An 18,080-nucleotide genomic window follows, 5' to 3' on the forward strand; every position below is an offset into this window, starting at 1 on the left:
GGTCATCCAGTCGATGCCTATGTCAACTGGCACACCGCTATCGGGAGCAAGCCCCCTCCCACATTGGATATTGGGTGGCTTAAGCGCCGTGGCACTTCTTGAATTTTTTCTCGCTGCCGCAGGGGCAAGGGTCATTGCGACCAACATCTTTCAAGGCGTTGCGCACCGGCTCCTGGTGAGCGTGGCCGCAGTTCGGGCCGTGGACATGGCCGTGGTCGTGATCATGGTGATCGTGACCGTGATCGTGAGCATGATCGTGGTTGCAGTCAGGACCATGGACATGGGGTTGCTGAGTCATCGATGTCGCTCCGGAATAAAATCGCCGGGGATTATCTCGCCATTGTGGGCCACCTGCACGTCATTACCGATGAATAATCCGGTTTTCAGCTCGCCTTCCAGGCGATAGGGCACGGGGCGGTCGGGATTCTTCAGCATCTGCACTACATCGCGTATGCGTGGCCACAGGTTGGTGCGCACCGACACCCGGAAGAATTTATGACTGCGCGGCGGCACGGTCAGCCATTCGTTGGACTCACCTTCGGTCAGCACCAGATCGCCAAGGGTGACCTTGTAGATCAGGCCACGCACGGTCAGGTCAGCGTCGTCGCGGTTGTCCACGCGAAAGTAGAGCTTGAACTTCTGCTCCAGCAGTTTGGCCCGCACCACTTCGACATTCACCAGGGAGACGTGGGGCGGCGGCGAATCGTCTTCGAACCACGAGGCGCAGCCGGTAAGGCCCAGGGTTAACGCCAGCATCAAGCTGAAGGTGCGGTGCATTGGCGTTATCCCTGTCAGGTCGTTAAAAGTAGCTGGAACAGCACTTCTTGAATTTCTGTCCGCTGCCACACAAACATACATCATTACGCGCGGCCTTCACCTCCACCGTCGGATCGATGAAGTACCAGTGCCCCTCGTTCTGTACGAAAGAAGAGCGTTCACGGTGGCTGTGTTCACCAGCACTGTCGTGCCAGCGCGCCGTGAAGGTGACAAAGGCGTGCTCCGGCTGGCCGCCGAACACTTCTGAGCTTTCCACCTCAAGGCCGAGCCAGGTGCTTTGAGCGCTCCAGGCGGCAATCGCGTTGCGATCGAGGCCCGCTTGCTGCGCCGGCAGGGTGGTGCTCACCAGATAGTCCACCAGTCCCAACACGTAGGCGCTGTAACGCGAACGCATCAGCGCCTCGGCAGAGGGTGCCGGGTGGCCGGCGTGGTAATGGCCGCAGCAGGCGTCCAGCAGATTGCCACTGCCGCAGGGGCAAATGGATGTACTCATCGTGTTACCACCAATACTTTCCAAAATTTTCCGGATTGGCCCAGAAGCGGGCGTTGAGCCAGTCCGGCACTTGTTTATAGTCAAGCAGATCGTAGGTAAACAGCGTCAGCACTTGCTCATCACGCTGGAAACGCTCACCGGCTTGCAACGCCAGGGAGAAAAAGTCGGTGTCCTTCCAGGCGCAGGCATCCATGTCCACCAGCACCGCGATGCGACTGGCATTGAGGTTACGGATACCACCCAATAACCTCAGACCCTGGGGTTTGGGCAGGTGTTCAAGGCAATCGACCACCAGCGCCAGGTCAAAACGCTGCGCCGCCAGGTCGGCAGGCAGTGGCCCGGGTTGCGCGACGCTGACATGCACATCGGGGTGCGCCGTTTTAAACGCATCCAGTGCCGGGAAGTGGCTGGCGCCCAACAGCAGCAGGCGTTTGGGAGCGTGCAGGTCCAACAGCGCAGCCAACGCTTGCTGGGGCGTACGGGCAGAAATTCCAGCGGTCATCGCAGATCCTCACATCAGGACCGTAGAGACTAGCGCGCCTGGGCGTGCGGGCCTAGAGCATCAGGGTAATACCGCCGGCACTTGAGTCGTTGCGTGCGAAGTTTTTTGATCCTTCACTGGCAAAGCGCCTGCAGAAGTCGTTACTGTGCGTCCAAAGAAAAATTTGAAAACACTCGGGAGCCCCATGATGCGTAAGGTTTTTCTGCTGGCCCTGTTGGTCAGCCCCGTTGCCCTGGCCCAGAGTGTCAGTGTCGAAACCAACTCGTTGATGCGCCTGCCCAGCAGCACCAGCGTGTTGCAACTGGAGCGCCTGGACGTGGCGGACTACGGCACCCTGCTGATTCCGGCCACCATCAGTCAGATCGCGGTGGAAGAACTGCATCTGGGGCGTGACGCCCGCATCGCGATTGTCCCCGGCAATACCGCGCTGCAGTTGCAGGTGCGCCAGGCGCAACTGGAGCACGGCAGCCAGATCACTTCCCGAGGCGCACCCGGCACTCATGAAAAACCGGCCAAAGCCGGGCGTGACCTGACCTTGCGCATTGATTCGCTGACGGCTGAAGAACTGTCGGTGGATGCCCGTGGTGGCGCCGGTGCCCAAGGGTATGCGGGGCTGGATGGCGCCAATGGCGTCGACCCGGGTTGCACCTGGGGTTCAGCCGGGCGCGGGTTCAATGGCGATAACGGCGGCGATGGGTTGCCGGGGGCGTCGGGTGCGGCGGTGCGTATTGAGCTGCCCCAGGATTTCCCTGGCGACAAGATCAAGGTCTTGGTGGACGGCGGCGCCGGTGGTTTGGCCGGTGTAGCGGGCAAACCTGGCAAGGGCGGGCAGTCCAAGGGCTGCCTGGTGTACCGCGCCGATGGCGGCGACAAAGGCCGGCCTGGGTTGGAAGGGCAGCCGGGGCCGGCTGGGCCTGCGGGGACTGTGACCATTCAACGGCTCTGAAGCGCCGTAGCTTCAAGCTTCAAGTTTAAAGCTGCAAGTTCAAAGCTTGCAGCTTCAGGCTTGAAGCTTGGCGCTGTGCTTAGAACATCGGCCGAGCCGAAGCAATCGCCACCACCACCAGCCCCACAATCAAGTTAACGCCCACCAGTTTGCGAATCTGCCCCAATGCAGCCGCGCCCGCCGGCCAGTCCTCGGCCGCCACCGCCGTCTTCAGCGCCGGAAACTTCAACGCCTGGATGCGAATAAACAGCGCCGTCATCACCAGGTACAAGCCCATCATCACCTGTACATAACGCGGTGCGGTGTCAAAGCCGTTGAAGCGCAGGTGCAACAGGCCGACGCCGCTGATCGGCAAAATCAGCACCGCCACCCACACCCATACAAAAAAACGTTGAAACACATTTGCCCACAGCTTCAGCCGGGCAGGGCCCTCAAGGGCCGCCATGGCGGCGGGGCGCAGGATCATCCAGGCGAAAAACATACCGCCGACCCAGATCAGGGCGGCCAATACATGCAGGGTGTAAGCGAGGCTAAACGCGGTCATTGTGGTACTCCGTTCTGCGCGGGATTAATTAGCGGGGTATGATAGCGGCCGATCCGAACCACTGAAAATTTATCCAGCGTTTTTTGCGCCCGACTATCCATGATCAGCACTGAACTCAAAACTACGATCCAGGGCGCCTATACGCGTTTTCTCGAAGCCAAGAGCTTGAAACCGCGCTACGGCCAACGCCTGATGATCGCCGAAGTGGCGAAAGTCCTCGGGGATATCGACACTGACGACGAGGGCCGCCGTGCGGGCGAACCGGCGGTCGTGGCCGTCGAGGCCGGCACCGGCACCGGCAAGACCGTGGCCTACAGCCTGGCTGCGATCCCCACCGCCAAGGCCGCAGGCAAGCGCCTGGTGATCGCTACGGCGACCGTCGCACTGCAGGAGCAGATTGTCTACAAAGACCTGCCTGACCTGATGCGCAATAGCGGCTTGAGTTTTACCTTTGCCCTCGCCAAGGGGCGTGGCCGCTACATGTGCCTGTCCAAGCTCGATGTGTTGCTGCAGGAAGGCCACGCGCAGACCGCCACGGCCTCGCTGTTCGAAGAAGAAGGCTTCAAGATCGAGGTCGATGAGGCCAGCCAGAAGCTGTTCACCAGCATGATCGAGAAACTCGCCGGCAATAAATGGGACGGTGATCGCGACAGCTGGCCCACCGCCCTGGAGGATTCCGACTGGGCGCGCCTGACCACCGACCACAGCCAGTGCACCAACCGCCATTGCCCCAACTTCGGCCAGTGCGCCTTCTACAAGGCCCGCGAAGGCATGGGCAAGGTCGACGTGATCGTCACCAACCACGACATGGTGCTGGCCGACCTGGCCCTGGGCGGCGGCGCCGTATTGCCGGACCCGCGCGACACCCTGTACGTGTTCGACGAAGGCCATCACCTGCCGGACAAGGCCATCGGCCACTTCGCCCATTACACGCGCCTGCGCTCTACCGCCGACTGGCTGGAAACCACCGCCAAGAACCTCGCCAAGCTGCTCGCCCAGCATCCGCTGCCCGGTGACCTGGGCAAGCTGATCGAACAGGTGCCCGAGCTGGCTCGGGAGATCAAGACCCAGCAGCAGTTCATGTTCAGCGCCTGCGAGCAGGTGGCCGACTTCAAGCCCGGCGAAGACGTGGAAGGCCGTGAGCGGCCGCGTCACCGGTTTGTTGGCGGGATGATTCCCGAGCATATGCGCGAAATGGGCATTGAACTGAAGAAAGGCTTTTCACGCCTGACCGACCTGTTCACCCGTCTCACGGACTTGCTCAAGGAAGGCATGGATGGCGAGGTCAATATCGGCATCGCCAGCAACCAGGCCGAAGAGTGGTACCCGCTGTTCGGTAGCCTGCTGTCCCGCGCCCAGGGCAACTGGGAGTTGTGGACCGCCTTTACCGTCGAAGACCCGGAAGACAACCCGCCCATGGCGCGTTGGCTGACCTTGTCGGAAAGCGGTGCGCTGTTCGATATCGAGGTTAATGCCAGCCCGATCCTTGCCGCCGAAATGCTGCGCCGCAACCTGTGGAACGTAGCCTACGGCTGCCTGGTGACGTCGGCCACGCTGACCGCCCTTGGCACCTTCGACCGCTTCCGCATGCGCGCCGGCCTGCCGAAAAAGGCCGTCACTGCGGTGGTGCCGAGCCCGTTTCACCACGCCGACGCCGGCGTGCTGCGGGTGCCCGACCTCAAGGCCGACCCAAGGGACGCGCCGGCGCACACGGCGGCGATCATCCGCGACCTGCCCGGATTGGTGGAAGGCTCGCGGGGCACCCTGGTGCTGTTTTCGTCGCGCAAGCAGATGCAGGACGTGTTTGACGGCCTTGATCGCGACTGGCGTAAACAGGTGTTTATCCAGGGTAACTTGTCCAAGCAGGAAACCTTGAACAAGCACAAGGCGCGGGTCGATGGCGGTGATTCCAGCGTGTTGTTCGGCCTGGCGAGCTTTGCCGAAGGCGTAGACCTGCCCGGCGCCTATTGCGAACACGTGGTCATCGCCAAGATCCCATTCTCGGTGCCGGACGATCCGGTTGAAGCCGCGCTGGCCGAATGGATCGAAGCCCGAGGCGGCAACCCGTTCATGGAAATCTCGGTGCCCGATGCTTCCCTGAAACTGGTGCAGGCCTGCGGGCGCTTGCTGCGCACCGAGCAGGACCGGGGCACCATCACCTTGCTCGATCGTCGCCTGGTCACCCAGCGCTATGGCAAGGCCATCCTGAATGCCTTGCCGCCGTTCAGGCGCGAAATTTCTTAAGCCACCGTGGGCGAATTCGTCCACTGCGTGGTCTATCTCACTGTATGTCATCAGGCCAGCCATCGGCCGTTTGGGAGAACCTTGTTCGTATGATTCGCACGCTGCCTGCTCTTTTTGCCCTGCTGTTCGCCGCGCCGCTGTTGGCCGCGCCGGCCGGGCAACAAACCCTGTTCAATTTCGTCCGGCCCGCCGATGTGGTCAAGGTGGCGACCCAGGACGCCAGCCTGCCGCAATACAACGCCGAACAAACCCCCGAAGGCGAGGTGCTGCGCCGCATCACCTTCAACCCGGCGGCCGAGCCGAGCCTGGTGCTCAGCCCGCAAACGGGCGTGTGGGACTGGTCGCAGTCGGGCGCCATGAGCCTGCGTATCCAGAGCGCCATGAACTGGGCGTTGACCCTCTACGTAAAAGTACAAAGTGCCGACGGCAAGACCCTGGTCAGTCGCATCGACCTGCCGGCCGGCCCCGCCCAGACCTTGCTGGTGCCGCTGCAAGCCCACTCGCCGCTGAGCCAGGGCATGAAGGCCGGCCCGCCGATGCCCATGACCGTGGACGGCCAGCGTGTGTTGCTGGCCGCCAGTGCCGGGGAAATCGACCGCAGCCAGGTGGTGTCGGTGACGCTGTCGATGATCAAGCCGAATGCCGCCCAAAGCATCCTGCTGGAGCGCTTTGGCGTGCAGGACAGCGAGCCGGTGATGAAAGCTGCCTACAGCGAACTGGTGGACGCTTACGGTCAGTCCACCCGCGCACGTTGGCCGGAAAAAGTCAGCAACGACGAGCAGCTCAAGGCTGCGGCGGCCAAGGAGCAACAACAACTGAAGGTGTGGCTTGCCGAGCGTGACAAGTCGTCCCTGGATCAATACGGCGGCTGGAACAAGGGCCCGGCGTTCGACGCCAGCGGTTTCTTCCGCACCGAAAAGCGCGACGGTCGCTGGTATCTGGTCACACCCCAAGGCCATCCGTTCTACTCGCTGGGTGTCAACACCGTGGCCCCGGACAACAGCCAGACCTACGTGGCCGGGCGTGAGTGGATGTTTGCGGCGCTGCCCAAGGCCGGCGAGCCCTTCGACAAGTACTACGGCAGCGGCGATAACCGCACCGGCAACGGCGCGGGCGAGGGGCGCGGTTTTGGCGCAGGGCGTTGGTATGATTTTTATGGCGCCAACCTGCAGCGCACCTATGGCACTGAAACCGGCACCGACGGTTTCGACCAGAAGCGCTGGGTGAGCCACACCCTCGATCGCCTGCAAGCCTGGGGCTTCAACACCGTGGGCAACTGGAGCGATCCGGACCTGGCCACGGCCGACCGCGTGCCCTACACCTTGCCGCTGTCGATTGTGGGTGACTACGCCAGCATCAGCACCGGCACCGACTGGTGGGGCGGCATGCCCGACCCGTTCGACCCACGTTTCGCCATGGCCACTGAACGCGCCGTGGCCATTGCCGCTCGCGATCATCGCGACGACCCGTGGCTGATCGGCTTCTTTGCCGACAACGAACTGGCCTGGGCCGGCCCTGGCGAAGATGCAAAATCCCGTTACGCCCTGGCCTACGGCACCCTGCGCATGACCACCGACGTACCGGCCAAGCGTGCCTTCCTCAAGCAACTGCGCGACAAATACCGCAATGAAGAAGGTCTGTCGAAAGCCTGGGGCATCCACCTGGCCGGCTGGGAACTGATGGAAGACCCTGGCTTCGAGCCGCCGATGCCTAACCCGGAGCATCCCGAAATCGAGGCTGACTTCAAGTATTTCCAGAAGACCTTCGCCGACGCCTACTTCAAGACCATCTCCGATTCGCTGAAATGGCACGCGCCCAACCAGTTGCTGCTGGGTGGGCGTTATGCGGTGAGCACCCCCGAAGCCGTGGCAGCCTGTGCCCAGTACTGCGATGTGCTGAGCTTCAACATGTACACCCTCAAGCCCCAGGATGGTTATGACTTCGCCGCCCTGCGTGCACTCGACAAGCCGGTACTGATCACCGAATTCAATTTTGGCTCGACCGACCGTGGCCCGTTCTGGGGCGGCGTCACCCAATTGGCCGCCGAAGAAGAGCGTGGCGCGGCGTACGCGGCCTTCCTCAAGCAAGCCATGGCGGAGCCGTCGATTGTCGGCGTGCACTGGTTCCAGTACCTGGACCAGCCGGTGACCGGGCGTTTGCTGGACGGTGAAAACGGCCACTTCGGCCTCGTTGGCATTACCGACGTGCCCTTTCAGGGCTTTGTCGACAGCGTGCGCAAAAGCAATCTCGCGGCGGTCGAGCAGTTGGGTAAAGCGGCCGAAAAAGCCAAGGCGGCCGGCGCGGCACGCGAGAGCGAGGGCGGCCGGGCAGGCCAGGCCGGCAAAGACGCAGGCCAGGGCGCCGGGCACGCCGGCGGGCACTCCGCAAATGGGCATTGATTCGTCGTTGATGGGTTCACAAAACCCCTAATGGCTGGAACAATGTCGGCCACTTTTCATGATGTTTTTCGAGGTCGCTCAGGTGCAGATTCAGGGTCATTACGAGCTCCAGTTCGAAGCGGTACGTGAAGCGTTCGCCGCATTGTTCGATGACCCTCAGGAGCGCGGCGCCGGACTTTGCATCCAAGTCGGCGGCGAGACGGTCGTCGACCTGTGGGCCGGCACCGCCGACAAGGACGGCGCCGAAGCCTGGCACAGCGACACGATCGTCAACCTGTTCTCTTGCACCAAGACCTTCACTGCGGTCGCTGCGCTGCAACTGGTGGCCGAAGGCAAGCTGAAGCTGGACGCGCCCGTGGCCGAGTACTGGCCGGAATTCGCGGCGGCGGGCAAGGAGTCCGTCACCCTGCGCCAGTTGCTCTGCCACCAGGCCGGGTTGCCGGCGATCCGCGAGATGCTGCCCGCCGAAGCCCTGTACGACTGGCAACTGATGGTCGATACCCTGGCGGCCGAAGCGCCGTGGTGGACACCCGGCCAAGGCCATGGCTACGAGGCGATCACCTATGGCTGGCTGGTCGGCGAGCTGCTGCGCCGTGCCGACGGGCGCGGGCCTGGAGAGTCCATCGTGGCCCGGGTGGCGCGGCCATTGGGGCTGGATTTTCACGTCGGCCTGGCGGACGAAGAATTCTATCGTGTCGCCCATATAGCTCGCAGCAAAGGCAATATGGGCGATGCAGCGGCACAACGGTTACTTCAAGTAATGATGCGTGAACCCACGGCCATGACTACCCGTGCATTTGCCAACCCGCCGTCTATTCTGACCAGCACTAATAAACCCGAGTGGCGGCGTATGCAGCAACCGGCGGCAAATGGTCACGGGAATGCACGGAGCCTGGCCGGGTTTTATAGCGGTTTATTGGACGGTAGTTTGCTGGAAAGCGACATGCTCGAACAATTGACCCGTGAACACAGTATTGGCCCGGATAAAACCTTATTGACCCAAACCCGTTTCGGCCTGGGTTGCATGTTGGATCAACCGCAGTTGCCCAATGCGACATTCGGCCTTGGCCCGCGCGCCTTTGGGCATCCCGGGGCAGGGGGCTCGGTAGGGTTTGCCGACCCTGAGCATGATGTAGCGTTCGGTTTCGTGACTAATACCCTGGGGCCCTATGTACTTATGGACCCACGTGCGCAGAAGTTGGTCGGAATATTGGCCGGTTGTCTATAAACCCCTTGCTGTTTCACAATTTTTTGTTACAAAGACACGTATAAGAAGACGCTGAACGCAATGATGTAACTTCAATGTTCTTTAAGCGTCGGTTTAACGGGGCACCTGGCCCCCCTGGTTTTTTCTCATTTTGTGGATATCTCATGTTATCGAACAAGTCCTTGGCACTGGCGCTGTGCCTCACTATTACCGGCTGTGCACAAACACCACAGAATGATGCCGAAGGTGGGCACTGGTGGTCATTTGGGTCTGATAAGGCGGCTACCAAGGACGCAGTGACCCAAACCGACGCCAAGCCGGACGCCAAGCCCGCTGCCGGCGCCAAGGATGCCGCGCCTGTTGCCGCTGCCGCAGCACCTGCTCCGGCAGCCAAGGCTGACACAGGCTCCAGCTGGTGGCCCTTCTCCACCAAGAGCGCCGACGAAAAGGCCGCCGAGGCCAAGGCCGACCTGAAAGCTGACCTCAAGGCCGCAACCCCGGCTCCGGACGGTGCTCCGGTCGTGGCCAAGACCGATACCGAAGCCCACTGGTGGTGGCCGTTCGACACCAAGCCAAAGCCGCTGGCCAAGGTCGATGTGACCAACGTGCCGATGCCTGATCCGAAAATCACCCAGGCCTGGTTGGACGATTACGAGCCGCGCCTGCGTGCCGCCATCAAGGACAGCAACCTGCAATTGGAACGTCGTGACAACGTGCTGGTAGTGATTGCCCCGGTGGACGGCTCCTACAACCCGAAACGTCCAGCGATGCTGCTGCCGGTGACCCTGGGCCCGTTCACTCGCGTCGCCAAGGCCGTCGAAGCGGATCCAAAGACCGCCGTACTGGTGCTGGGCCACGTGGATGCCACCGGTAGCGCGCCGGCCAGCCAGGCGCTGAGCAAAGAACGTGCGCAGTCGATTGCCTCGATTTTCAGCCTCAGCGGTTTGAAGCAGGATCGCCTGATGCTGCGTGGCATGGGCGACCTGATGCCACGCGCTGCCAACGACAGTTCCCAGGGCCGTGCGCTGAATCGTCGCATGGAAATCATGTTCACTCAGCGTACAACTATGTTGGCGCTGCTGAACAAGTACAACTCGGGCAAGACCCCGCCTGTGGCGGAAATGGTTGCCGTGCAGGATGTTCCCGCACCGGCCCCGGCGGTAAAAGCCCCTGCGAAGAAAGCGCCAGCCAAGAAGGCCGCCGCCAAGCCAGCTGCTAAAGCCGCAAAAAAAGCCCCGGCCAAACCGGCTGCGAAGAAACCCGCTCCGGCCAAGGCCAAGGCTGCTGCACCGGCGAGTAACGACCAGGCGAAAAACTGATCCGTTGAACCAGAAGGATAACGCCGCATGACCCAGGCACTGGCCGATATGCGCCGTGACTACACACGGGACGGTTTGAGCGAGGCCCAGGCCCCGGACGAGCCGTTTGCCTTGTTCCACCAATGGTTCGCCGATGCGGTGAAAACCGAGCAGGCACCGGTGGAGGCCAATGCCATGACCCTGGCCACGGTCGACCAGGAGGGTCGACCGCACTGTCGCATCTTGTTGCTCAAGGGCCTGGATGCGCAGGGCTTTACCTTCTTTACCAACTATCAGAGCGCCAAGGGTGAACAACTGGCGGCGCGGCCATTCGCGGCAATGACCTTTTTCTGGCCGACCCTAGAGCGCCAGGTGCGCATTGAAGGTCGCGTGGTCAAGGTCACGCCTGAAGAATCGGATGCGTATTATCAGGTACGACCTCTGGGCAGCCGCCTCGGGGCGTGGGCATCGCCGCAGAGCAAGGTCATTGGTGATCGCGAAGAACTGCAGGCGCTGCTCAAGGCGACCGAACAGCGTTTCAGCGACACCCAGCCCGACTGCCCCGAGCATTGGGGGGGTTATCGCTTGTTGCCCGAGCGCATCGAGTTCTGGCAAGGCCGCGCCAGCCGCCTGCATGACCGTCTCAACTATCGGCTGCAAGCGGGCCAATGGACGCGCGAGCGTCTGGCGCCCTGAGCGTCCCCTTTCGTCATCTAATTTGAATCATGCCCTTTGCGCCGAAGTCTTTATGCAGGAGACTTCGGCGTTTTCGGCTGTATGGCTACACTGACTAACCACGCTATGGCATGTTTTGGTTAAGCTACCGTTCGTCGAGCTGTGTGGTGCCGACAGCCTGTACTCAGGCTGAATGAAAGCACTTTTCTGCCTGGCTCGCCGTGACAGGCGCCAGGCTGCAGCGTTTAATGAATACCTGTCCTTTGGAGTTGATGCTATGCGTAAGTCCGTTTTACTAGTTGCCTGCTTTACCACCCTGTCATTGCTGTTGGGTGGCTGCGCCTCGAGTCTGACCGGCGACTCGTACTCCCGTGACGAGGCGCGTCGTGTACAGACCGTCCGCATGGGTACCATCGAATCCCTGCGTCCGGTCAAGATCGAAGGCACCAAGACCCCAATCGGCGGTGCTGCGGGTGCGGTCATCGGCGGCGTTGGCGGCAGCGCCATCGGCGGCGGCCGTGGCAGCATCGTTACCGCTGTGATCGGCGCGGTAGCCGGTGGCCTGCTGGGCTCGGCCACCGAAGAAGGCCTGACCCGTACCCAGGGCGTGGAAATCACCGTTCGTGAAGACGACGGCAGCATGCGTTCCTACGTACAAGCCGTGCAGGAAAATGAAATTTTCCGAATTGGCGACCGTGTGCGCATCATGACGGTCGACGGCACCAGCCGCGTTACTCGCTAAAAGCGTAAGCAACAAGTAAAGAAAAACCCCAACCGGGTGACTGGTTGGGGTTTTTTGCCTGTGGGCCTGATCTTTTTAAAAACGCATAAGTTGCAGGCAATAAAAAACCGCCTTAGTAGGGCGGTTTTTTATCGCAAGGCCATTATGAAGCTTGGCTTGCATGCTCACAGAACGCAATGACATGTCGGAATACTACTGTCGGTTGATGCTTCACGCAAGATGCAGCTCTAAGAGGAACTATCGCTTCTGATACTTTTTTTGTCAGAAAAAAATGGCAATAAATATTACGAGTCATTCTGTGCTTGGTCACACCTTCGACGGGCCGCTCAGCTAGTATCGACGCCGTTCTTAGTGAATGCCCTGCGTTTTTATCACGTATGGGTATTCCTGCGGGACAGCTTTGATGACCTGTAAGGTCTGAGAAGTGGAGCCGCCTCGATTCAGGTCGAGGCGGCTTTTTGGTGTTTGGATGTCACCTCAACTATGAAATAACGGCTTTCTTGCGACTCGCCATCGCCGTCACCGCATAACCAATACACGCCGCAATTATCGACCCGGTCAGAATCCCCATGCGATCTTCTCCGGCGAACTCGCTGACTTCCGGTACAAATGCCAGTGAGCCGACAAACAGGCTCATGGTAAAGCCGATGCCGCACAGGATCGCCACGCCCAGCACCTGGCCCCAGTTCGCACCGCTGGGCAGTGAGGCGATGCCGGTCTTGATGGCCAGCCAGGTAAGGCCGAACACACCGATGGTCTTGCCGATCAACAGGCCGGCGGCGATGCCCATGGGCACGTGGTGGGTGAAACTCTCAAGGCTGACGCCGGTGAGGGACACCCCCGCGTTGGCGAACGCGAACAGCGGCAGGATGGCGTAGGCCACCCACGGGTGCAGCGCATGCTCCAGGGTCAGCAAGGGCGAGGTTTCGGCATTTTTGGTGCGCAGTGGAATGCAGAACGCCAGGGTTACCCCGGCCAGGGTGGCGTGGACGCCGCTCTTGAGCACGCACACCCACAGGATCAGGCCGATAATCATGTACGGCCCGAGCTTGACCACCCCCAGGCGGTTCATCGCGATCAGGGCGATCAGGCAGGCCGCTGCGCCCGCCAGGGACGCGCCGGACAGGTCGGCGGAATAGAACAGCGCAATGACGATAATGGCACCCAGGTCGTCAATGATTGCCAGGGTCATCAGGAACAGTTTCAGCGACACCGGCACGCGCTTGCCCAGCAGCGCCAGGACGCCGAGCGCAAAGGCGATATCCGTGGCCATCGGGATCGCCCAGCCGGCGAGTGCTGCAGGGTTGTCCTTGTTCAACGCCCAGTAGATGAGCGCGGGGACGACCATGCCGCCGATAGCCGCTGCGCCGGGTAGTACGACCTGGGACGGTTTGGACAGGTGCCCATCGAGCAGCTCGCGTTTGACTTCGAGGCCGATCAGCAGGAAGAACAGGGCCATCAGGCCGTCGTTGATCCATAGCAAGGCGGGCTTGGCGATTTGCAGCGCGCCAACCTGTGCCACCACCGGAGTGTCGAGAAAGGCGCCATACAGGTGCGACAAAGGTGAGTTGTTGATAATCAGCGCCAACGCGGCAGCAGCAATCAACAACAGACCGCTGGCGGCTTCCAGCTGGAAAAAACGGGTGAAAGTGCTTCGCAGAGGCAAGGGATGCTCTCCAATCCAGGTTCAATAGGTGGGTACCCTAACCCGTACCGTTAGTTGTTAAAACAAAAGTTATATTCTTATTTGTTATAAGCGTTGGTCAGAGCGGGCCTTGTTTCAAAGCCTAGCAATTGTGTGTCCAATTGAGTCCTCACTGTATCTGTGTGCAGTGTAGGAAACCCCCTAATATCGGGGCTGAAATTCTTAGAGAAACCTCCTCATGAGCGATCACCGTCCCTGGGCCCGCGAAGCCATTCGTATCATTGAAGCGGATTTCCAGCGCAGCGCAGACACCCATCTGATCCCTTTGCCATTGCCGGGTTTGCCGGGTATCGAGTTGTATTTCAAGGACGAATCCAGCCACCCGACCGGCAGCCTGAAACATCGGCTGGCGCGCTCGCTGTTCCTGTACGCGTTGTGCAATGGCTGGCTGAAGCCGCACGCCCCCGTGATCGAGGCCTCCAGCGGTTCGACGGCGATCTCCGAAGCCTATTTTGCGCGCCTGCTCGGCCTGCCGTTTATCGCCGTGATGCCCGCCACCACTTCCCAGGAGAAGATCGCCCAAATCGCCTTTTATGGTGGCAAGAGCCATCTGGTGCAGGATCCCACGCAGATCTACGCCGAATCCGAACGTTTGGCCCAGGAAAGCGGCGGCCACTTCATGGACCAGTTCACCTACGCCGAGCGCGCCACCGACTGGCGCGCGAACAACAACATCGCCGAGTCGATCTTCCAGCAATTGCGTTTCGAGCAGCACCCGGAGCCGAGCTGGCTGATTTCCAGCCCCGGAACTGGCGGCACTACCGCGACCCTGGGGCGCTATGTGCGTTATCGCCAGCATTGCACGCGAGTGCTATGTGCCGATGCCGAACGTTCGGTGTTTTTCGATTATTACCTGAGCGGCGACGCCAGCCTGCGTCTGGACTGCGGCTCACGGATCGAAGGGATTGGCCGGCCACGGGTCGAAGCCTCGTTTTTGCCCGCTGTGATCGATGCGATGGTCAAGGTGCCGGATGCGCTGTCTCTGGCGGCCATGCATTACCTGGCCGAGCGGTTGGGGCGGCGCGTGGGCGGTTCCAGCGGGACCAACCTGATCGGTGCTCTGGTAGCTGCGCAGCAGATGAAAGCGGCGGGGGAGTCGGGGTCGATCGTGGCGATCTTGTGTGATGGCGGCGAGCGCTATGCCACGACTTACTATGATCAGGCGTGGCTGGCGGCGCAGGGCTATGAGTTGGAGGGCCTGATCGCCGCAGTCGCAGCAAGTGTCGAACGCGGTGATGCGCTACCCGACACTGTCCTGCGCGCCAATATCTGATATACCGCAAACCAAATGTGGGAGGGGGCTTGCCCCCGATTGCGGTGTATCAGTCAAAGATGCTCCGACTGAACGACTGCTATCGGGGGCAAGCCCCCTCCCACATGTGTACAGCGGCGTTCTCAGGCCTTGATGCCTAGCATGTCCCGCGCCAAAGCCTCGGCAATCCGAATGCCATCGACGCCCGCCGACAGGATACCCCCGGCATAGCCTGCGCCTTCACCGGCGGGGAACAAGCCTTTCACGTTGAGGCTCTGCATCGACTCGTTGCGGGTAATGCGCAGCGGCGATGAGGTGCGCGTCTCGATACCGGTCAAGACCGCATCGTGCAGCGAGTAGCCTTTGATCTGCTTTTCGAACGCCGGCAAGGCTTCACGGATAGCTTCGATGGCGAAGTCCGGCAGGGCCAGGGCCAGGTCACCCAGGGCTACCCCAGGCTTGTAGGACGGTTCTACGCTGCCGATGGCCGTGGACGGCCGACCTGCGATGAAATCGCCGACCAACTGTGCCGGGGCCTCGTAATTACTGCCGCCGAGCACGTAGGCATGGGACTCCAGGCGCTCCTGCAGTTCGATACCGGCGAGCGGGCCGCCTGGGTAGTCCACCTCAGGCGTGATACCGACCACGATGCCCGAGTTGGCGTTGCGCTCATTGCGCGAATACTGGCTCATGCCGTTGGTCACGACGCGATTGGGCTCCGACGTCGCGGCCACCACGGTGCCGCCAGGGCACATGCAGAAGCTGTAGACCGAGCGACCGTTCTTGGCGTGGTGCACCAACTTGTAATCGGCGGCGCCGAGTTTCGGGTGCCCGGCGTATTTGCCCAGGCGCGCGGCGTCGATCAGCGACTGTGGGTGCTCGATCCTGAAGCCCACCGAGAACGGCTTGGCCTCCATATACACGCCACGGCCGTGAAGCATGCGGAAAGTGTCGCGGGCGCTGTGGCCCAAGGCGAGGATCACGTGCCTGGAGAGGATCTGCTCGCCGCCGTCGATGATCACGCCCTTCAACTGGCCCTCCTCGATCAGGACGTCGGTAACCCGTTTTTCGAAGCGCACTTCACCGCCCAGGGCAATGATCTGCTGGCGCATGTTTTCCACCACGCCGGTCAGACGGAACGTGCCGATATGCGGCTTGCTGACATAGAGAATCTCTTCCGGGGCGCCGGCCTTGACGAACTCATGCAGCACCTTGCGACCGTGGAATTTCGGGTCCTTGATCTGGCTGTACAGCTTGCCGTCGGAGAAGGTCCCGGCGCCGCCTTCGCCGAACTGCACGTTGGACTCGGGGTTGAGTACGCTTTTGCGCCACAGGCCCCAGGTGTCCTTGGTGCGCTGGCGTACTTCCTTGCCACGCTCGAGGATGATCGGCTTGAAGCCCATCTGTGCCAGCAGCAGCCCGGCGAAGATGCCGCATGGGCCGAAACCGACCACCACCGGCCGTTCGACCAAGCCTTCCGGTGCCTGCCCCACTACGTGGTAACTGACATCCGGCGCCGGATTGACGTTGCGATCATCGGCGAACTTGAGCAGCAGGGCGGCTTCACCCTTTACATTCAAGTCGACGGTGTAGATGAAGCACAGCTCCGAGGACTTCTTGCGGGCATCGTAGCTGCGCTTGAACAGGGTGAAATCGAGCAGGTCATCACTGGCGATGCCCAGGCGCTGCACGATGGCGGGCCGCAGGTCTTCTTCGGGATGGTCGATGGGCAGCTTGAGTTCGGTGATTCGTAACATGACAGGATCCGGTAGGCGGCGGGCAAGAAGGCCGGCTGTTTTGCAAACCGGCGATTATAAGCCCCAATGGCGTCTTTCCGTCAGGTTAAAAAACAGCGCAGGACGCAATCAGTCGTCCCGCGAGCCACCAAAGGCTGCGCAACCACGCTGGACCTGGCCGTTGACACGCAATTGGGCGGTCATGTGCTGCAGGCTGCCGCTCACGCTGTCGACGCATCGCTGCGGGGCGACCCACAATTCGATGTGCTGGTTATTGGCGTCGGTCATCAGGTTGAAGCGCCCGTCACCCAGTTGCTCTTCGACATAAGGCACTGCCAGGGGCGGTTGGCCTTCGCGCTCCAGCACCATGCCCTTGGCCGTGACGCTCATCGCCCAGGCCGGCTTATGGCCGTTTGCCCGCAGGATCATGCGCTTGAAGTCCGGGTCGCCACAGGCTGAGGTCGAGCGCTCGACGCGATACAGCTGTTGCAGGTCCACCGAACCCTGGGTGCCGCTGGCAACGCCGGAAAACTTGCCACGCAAATCTGCAAACAACGCGCCCTGCTGACCGGCCAGCGAGGCGGCTTCCTGCAGGATGCTGGTGCCACCGGTGTCGTTGACCACGTAGTTGCGCTGGTCGTTGCAGGGCTGGAACAACAGCTTGCCGTCCACCGCCGTCAATTCACCTTGCATGCGGGTCAGCCCGGCGGTAGACAGCTTGGCGGGCTCGCTGTCGAACATCTGGCAAGCGGCGAAGAAGGGGAACAGGGCTAGCAACGTTAGGGTCGAGGCGGCACGCATTTTCGGTCTCCAGACAAGTGCCGCCACGTTACGCAGGCTCGCGCCGCATCACAAGCCCGTGGCCCAGCTTCAGGCGATTCTTACAGATCTGAAACTCAGCCCACGACAAAGGTCTGACCGGTCTGTAAGCCCTCGACACTTTTTGCATAGGCCAAGGCCACTTCAGCGCCGGCGACCGGTTTGAATCCACGGAAATACGGCGCATAGCTGCCCATGGCTTCCACCAGCACCGTCGGGCTCACGGCATTAATGCGCAAGCCGCGTGGCAGTTCGATTGCCGCTGCTTTGACGAAGGCATCCAGCGCGCCGTTGACCAGGGCCGCCGAGGCGCCGGTGCGAATCGGATCGCGGTTCAAAATGCCGCTGGTAAAGGTAAACGACGCGCCGTCATTGGCGAACTCCCGGCCGATCAGCAGCAGGTTGACCTGGCCCATCAGCTTGTCCCGCAGGCCCAGTTCGAAGTCGGCTTCGCTCATGTCGCCCAGCGCCACGAAGTTCACGCTGCCTGCCGCGCACACCAGCGCGTCGAACTTGCCGGTCTGCTCGAACAGCGTGCGAATCGAGGCGCTGTCGCTGATATCGACGTGGAAGTCGCCGCTGCGGCGGCCGATGGCGATCACCTCGTGACGCTGCGCCAGCTCTGCCTTGACCGCTGAACCGATCGTGCCGTTGGCACCAATCAAAAGAATTTTCATCGTGTTGTTCCTTCAGAGGCTGGGTGAAGGTTGAGTCTAGGGTGGCTTTTTCACAGGATAAACC

At 61.3% G+C, this 18,080-nt stretch carries 17 protein-coding genes; 8 read left to right on the forward strand and 9 right to left on the reverse strand.

The features are described 5' to 3' along the window. Window positions 1–79: 79 nt before the first annotated feature. From C4J85_RS06380 to C4J85_RS06395, 4 genes are read right to left on the reverse strand one after another with little or no spacing between them, the layout of a single operon-like run. Window positions 80–298 carry an SEC-C metal-binding domain-containing protein gene (locus C4J85_RS06380; protein WP_124369900.1) on the reverse strand — a complete coding sequence of 73 codons (219 nt, stop codon included), beginning with the start codon at window positions 296–298 and terminating at the stop codon, window positions 80–82. Next, window positions 295–777 (reverse strand): LEA type 2 family protein, encoded by a 483-nt coding sequence (locus C4J85_RS06385; protein WP_124409243.1) that lies wholly within the window; start codon window positions 775–777, stop codon window positions 295–297. Before C4J85_RS06385 ends, C4J85_RS06380 begins: the two co-directional genes overlap by 4 nt. Window positions 778–799: 22 nt before the next feature. Then, complete coding sequence (locus C4J85_RS06390) at window positions 800–1,270, reverse strand: YchJ family protein (protein ID WP_124406477.1); 471 nt, start codon at window positions 1,268–1,270, stop codon at window positions 800–802. Between the two features lie 4 nt (window positions 1,271–1,274). Then, window positions 1,275–1,772, reverse strand: coding sequence for a DUF6231 family protein (locus tag C4J85_RS06395; RefSeq protein ID WP_124409244.1), 498 nt, complete (start codon window positions 1,770–1,772; stop codon window positions 1,275–1,277). A 187-nt stretch (window positions 1,773–1,959) separates the two neighbouring features. Between C4J85_RS06395 and C4J85_RS06400 the strand changes: the two genes are divergently transcribed. Next, window positions 1,960–2,718, forward strand: coding sequence for a collagen-like protein (locus tag C4J85_RS06400; RefSeq protein ID WP_124409245.1), 759 nt, complete (start codon window positions 1,960–1,962; stop codon window positions 2,716–2,718). A gap of 79 nt (window positions 2,719–2,797) precedes the next feature. Here C4J85_RS06400 and C4J85_RS06405 read toward each other — a convergent pair whose 3' ends face one another. After that, entirely contained in the window at window positions 2,798–3,262 is a 465-nt protein-coding gene (locus C4J85_RS06405; protein WP_124409246.1) for a CopD family protein, read from the reverse strand. 99 nt (window positions 3,263–3,361) lie between these two features. Between C4J85_RS06405 and dinG the strand changes: the two genes are divergently transcribed. From dinG to C4J85_RS06435, 6 genes are all read left to right on the forward strand, one after another. Continuing rightward, complete coding sequence (gene dinG, locus C4J85_RS06410) at window positions 3,362–5,506, forward strand: ATP-dependent DNA helicase DinG (protein WP_124409247.1); 2,145 nt, start codon at window positions 3,362–3,364, stop codon at window positions 5,504–5,506. Between the two features lie 89 nt (window positions 5,507–5,595). Then, window positions 5,596–7,905, forward strand: a complete 2,310-nt coding sequence (locus C4J85_RS06415) for a beta-galactosidase (protein ID WP_124409248.1) — start codon at window positions 5,596–5,598, stop codon at window positions 7,903–7,905. Between the two features lie 82 nt (window positions 7,906–7,987). After that, window positions 7,988–9,133, forward strand: coding sequence for a serine hydrolase domain-containing protein (locus C4J85_RS06420; RefSeq protein WP_124408597.1), 1,146 nt, complete (start codon window positions 7,988–7,990; stop codon window positions 9,131–9,133). A 143-nt stretch (window positions 9,134–9,276) separates the two neighbouring features. Further along, the gene (locus C4J85_RS06425) at window positions 9,277–10,431 is read left to right on the forward strand and encodes an OmpA family protein (protein WP_124409249.1); all 1,155 of its coding nucleotides are present in this window, start codon (window positions 9,277–9,279) and stop codon (window positions 10,429–10,431) included. A 27-nt stretch (window positions 10,432–10,458) separates the two neighbouring features. Continuing rightward, window positions 10,459–11,106 carry a pyridoxamine 5'-phosphate oxidase gene (gene pdxH, locus C4J85_RS06430; RefSeq protein ID WP_124361646.1) on the forward strand — a complete coding sequence of 216 codons (648 nt, stop codon included), beginning with the start codon at window positions 10,459–10,461 and terminating at the stop codon, window positions 11,104–11,106. Window positions 11,107–11,362: 256 nt separating this feature from the next. Then, entirely contained in the window at window positions 11,363–11,827 is a 465-nt protein-coding gene (locus tag C4J85_RS06435) for a glycine zipper 2TM domain-containing protein (RefSeq protein ID WP_065886131.1), read from the forward strand. A gap of 481 nt (window positions 11,828–12,308) precedes the next feature. Here C4J85_RS06435 and nhaA read toward each other — a convergent pair whose 3' ends face one another. Further along, window positions 12,309–13,493 carry a Na+/H+ antiporter NhaA gene (nhaA, locus tag C4J85_RS06440; RefSeq protein ID WP_124409250.1) on the reverse strand — a complete coding sequence of 395 codons (1,185 nt, stop codon included), beginning with the start codon at window positions 13,491–13,493 and terminating at the stop codon, window positions 12,309–12,311. Between the two features lie 217 nt (window positions 13,494–13,710). Here nhaA and C4J85_RS06445 point away from each other — a divergent pair, with 217 nt between their 5' ends. Next, window positions 13,711–14,805 carry a PLP-dependent cysteine synthase family protein gene (locus C4J85_RS06445; RefSeq protein WP_124409251.1) on the forward strand — a complete coding sequence of 365 codons (1,095 nt, stop codon included), beginning with the start codon at window positions 13,711–13,713 and terminating at the stop codon, window positions 14,803–14,805. Between the two features lie 122 nt (window positions 14,806–14,927). Here the strand turns inward: C4J85_RS06445 and C4J85_RS06450 are convergent, their stop codons facing one another. From C4J85_RS06450 to C4J85_RS06460, 3 genes are all read right to left on the reverse strand, one after another. After that, window positions 14,928–16,541, reverse strand: coding sequence for an NAD(P)/FAD-dependent oxidoreductase (locus tag C4J85_RS06450; RefSeq protein ID WP_124409252.1), 1,614 nt, complete (start codon window positions 16,539–16,541; stop codon window positions 14,928–14,930). Between the two features lie 108 nt (window positions 16,542–16,649). Continuing rightward, window positions 16,650–17,321 (reverse strand): COG3650 family protein, encoded by a 672-nt coding sequence (locus C4J85_RS06455; protein WP_124361650.1) that lies wholly within the window; start codon window positions 17,319–17,321, stop codon window positions 16,650–16,652. A gap of 95 nt (window positions 17,322–17,416) precedes the next feature. Continuing rightward, entirely contained in the window at window positions 17,417–18,016 is a 600-nt protein-coding gene (locus tag C4J85_RS06460) for a short chain dehydrogenase (RefSeq protein ID WP_124409253.1), read from the reverse strand. Window positions 18,017–18,080: the final 64 nt, after the last annotated feature.

The organism is Pseudomonas sp. R4-34-07, from assembly GCF_003852375.1.
In the GTDB taxonomy this organism is placed as follows: domain Bacteria; phylum Pseudomonadota; class Gammaproteobacteria; order Pseudomonadales; family Pseudomonadaceae; genus Aquipseudomonas.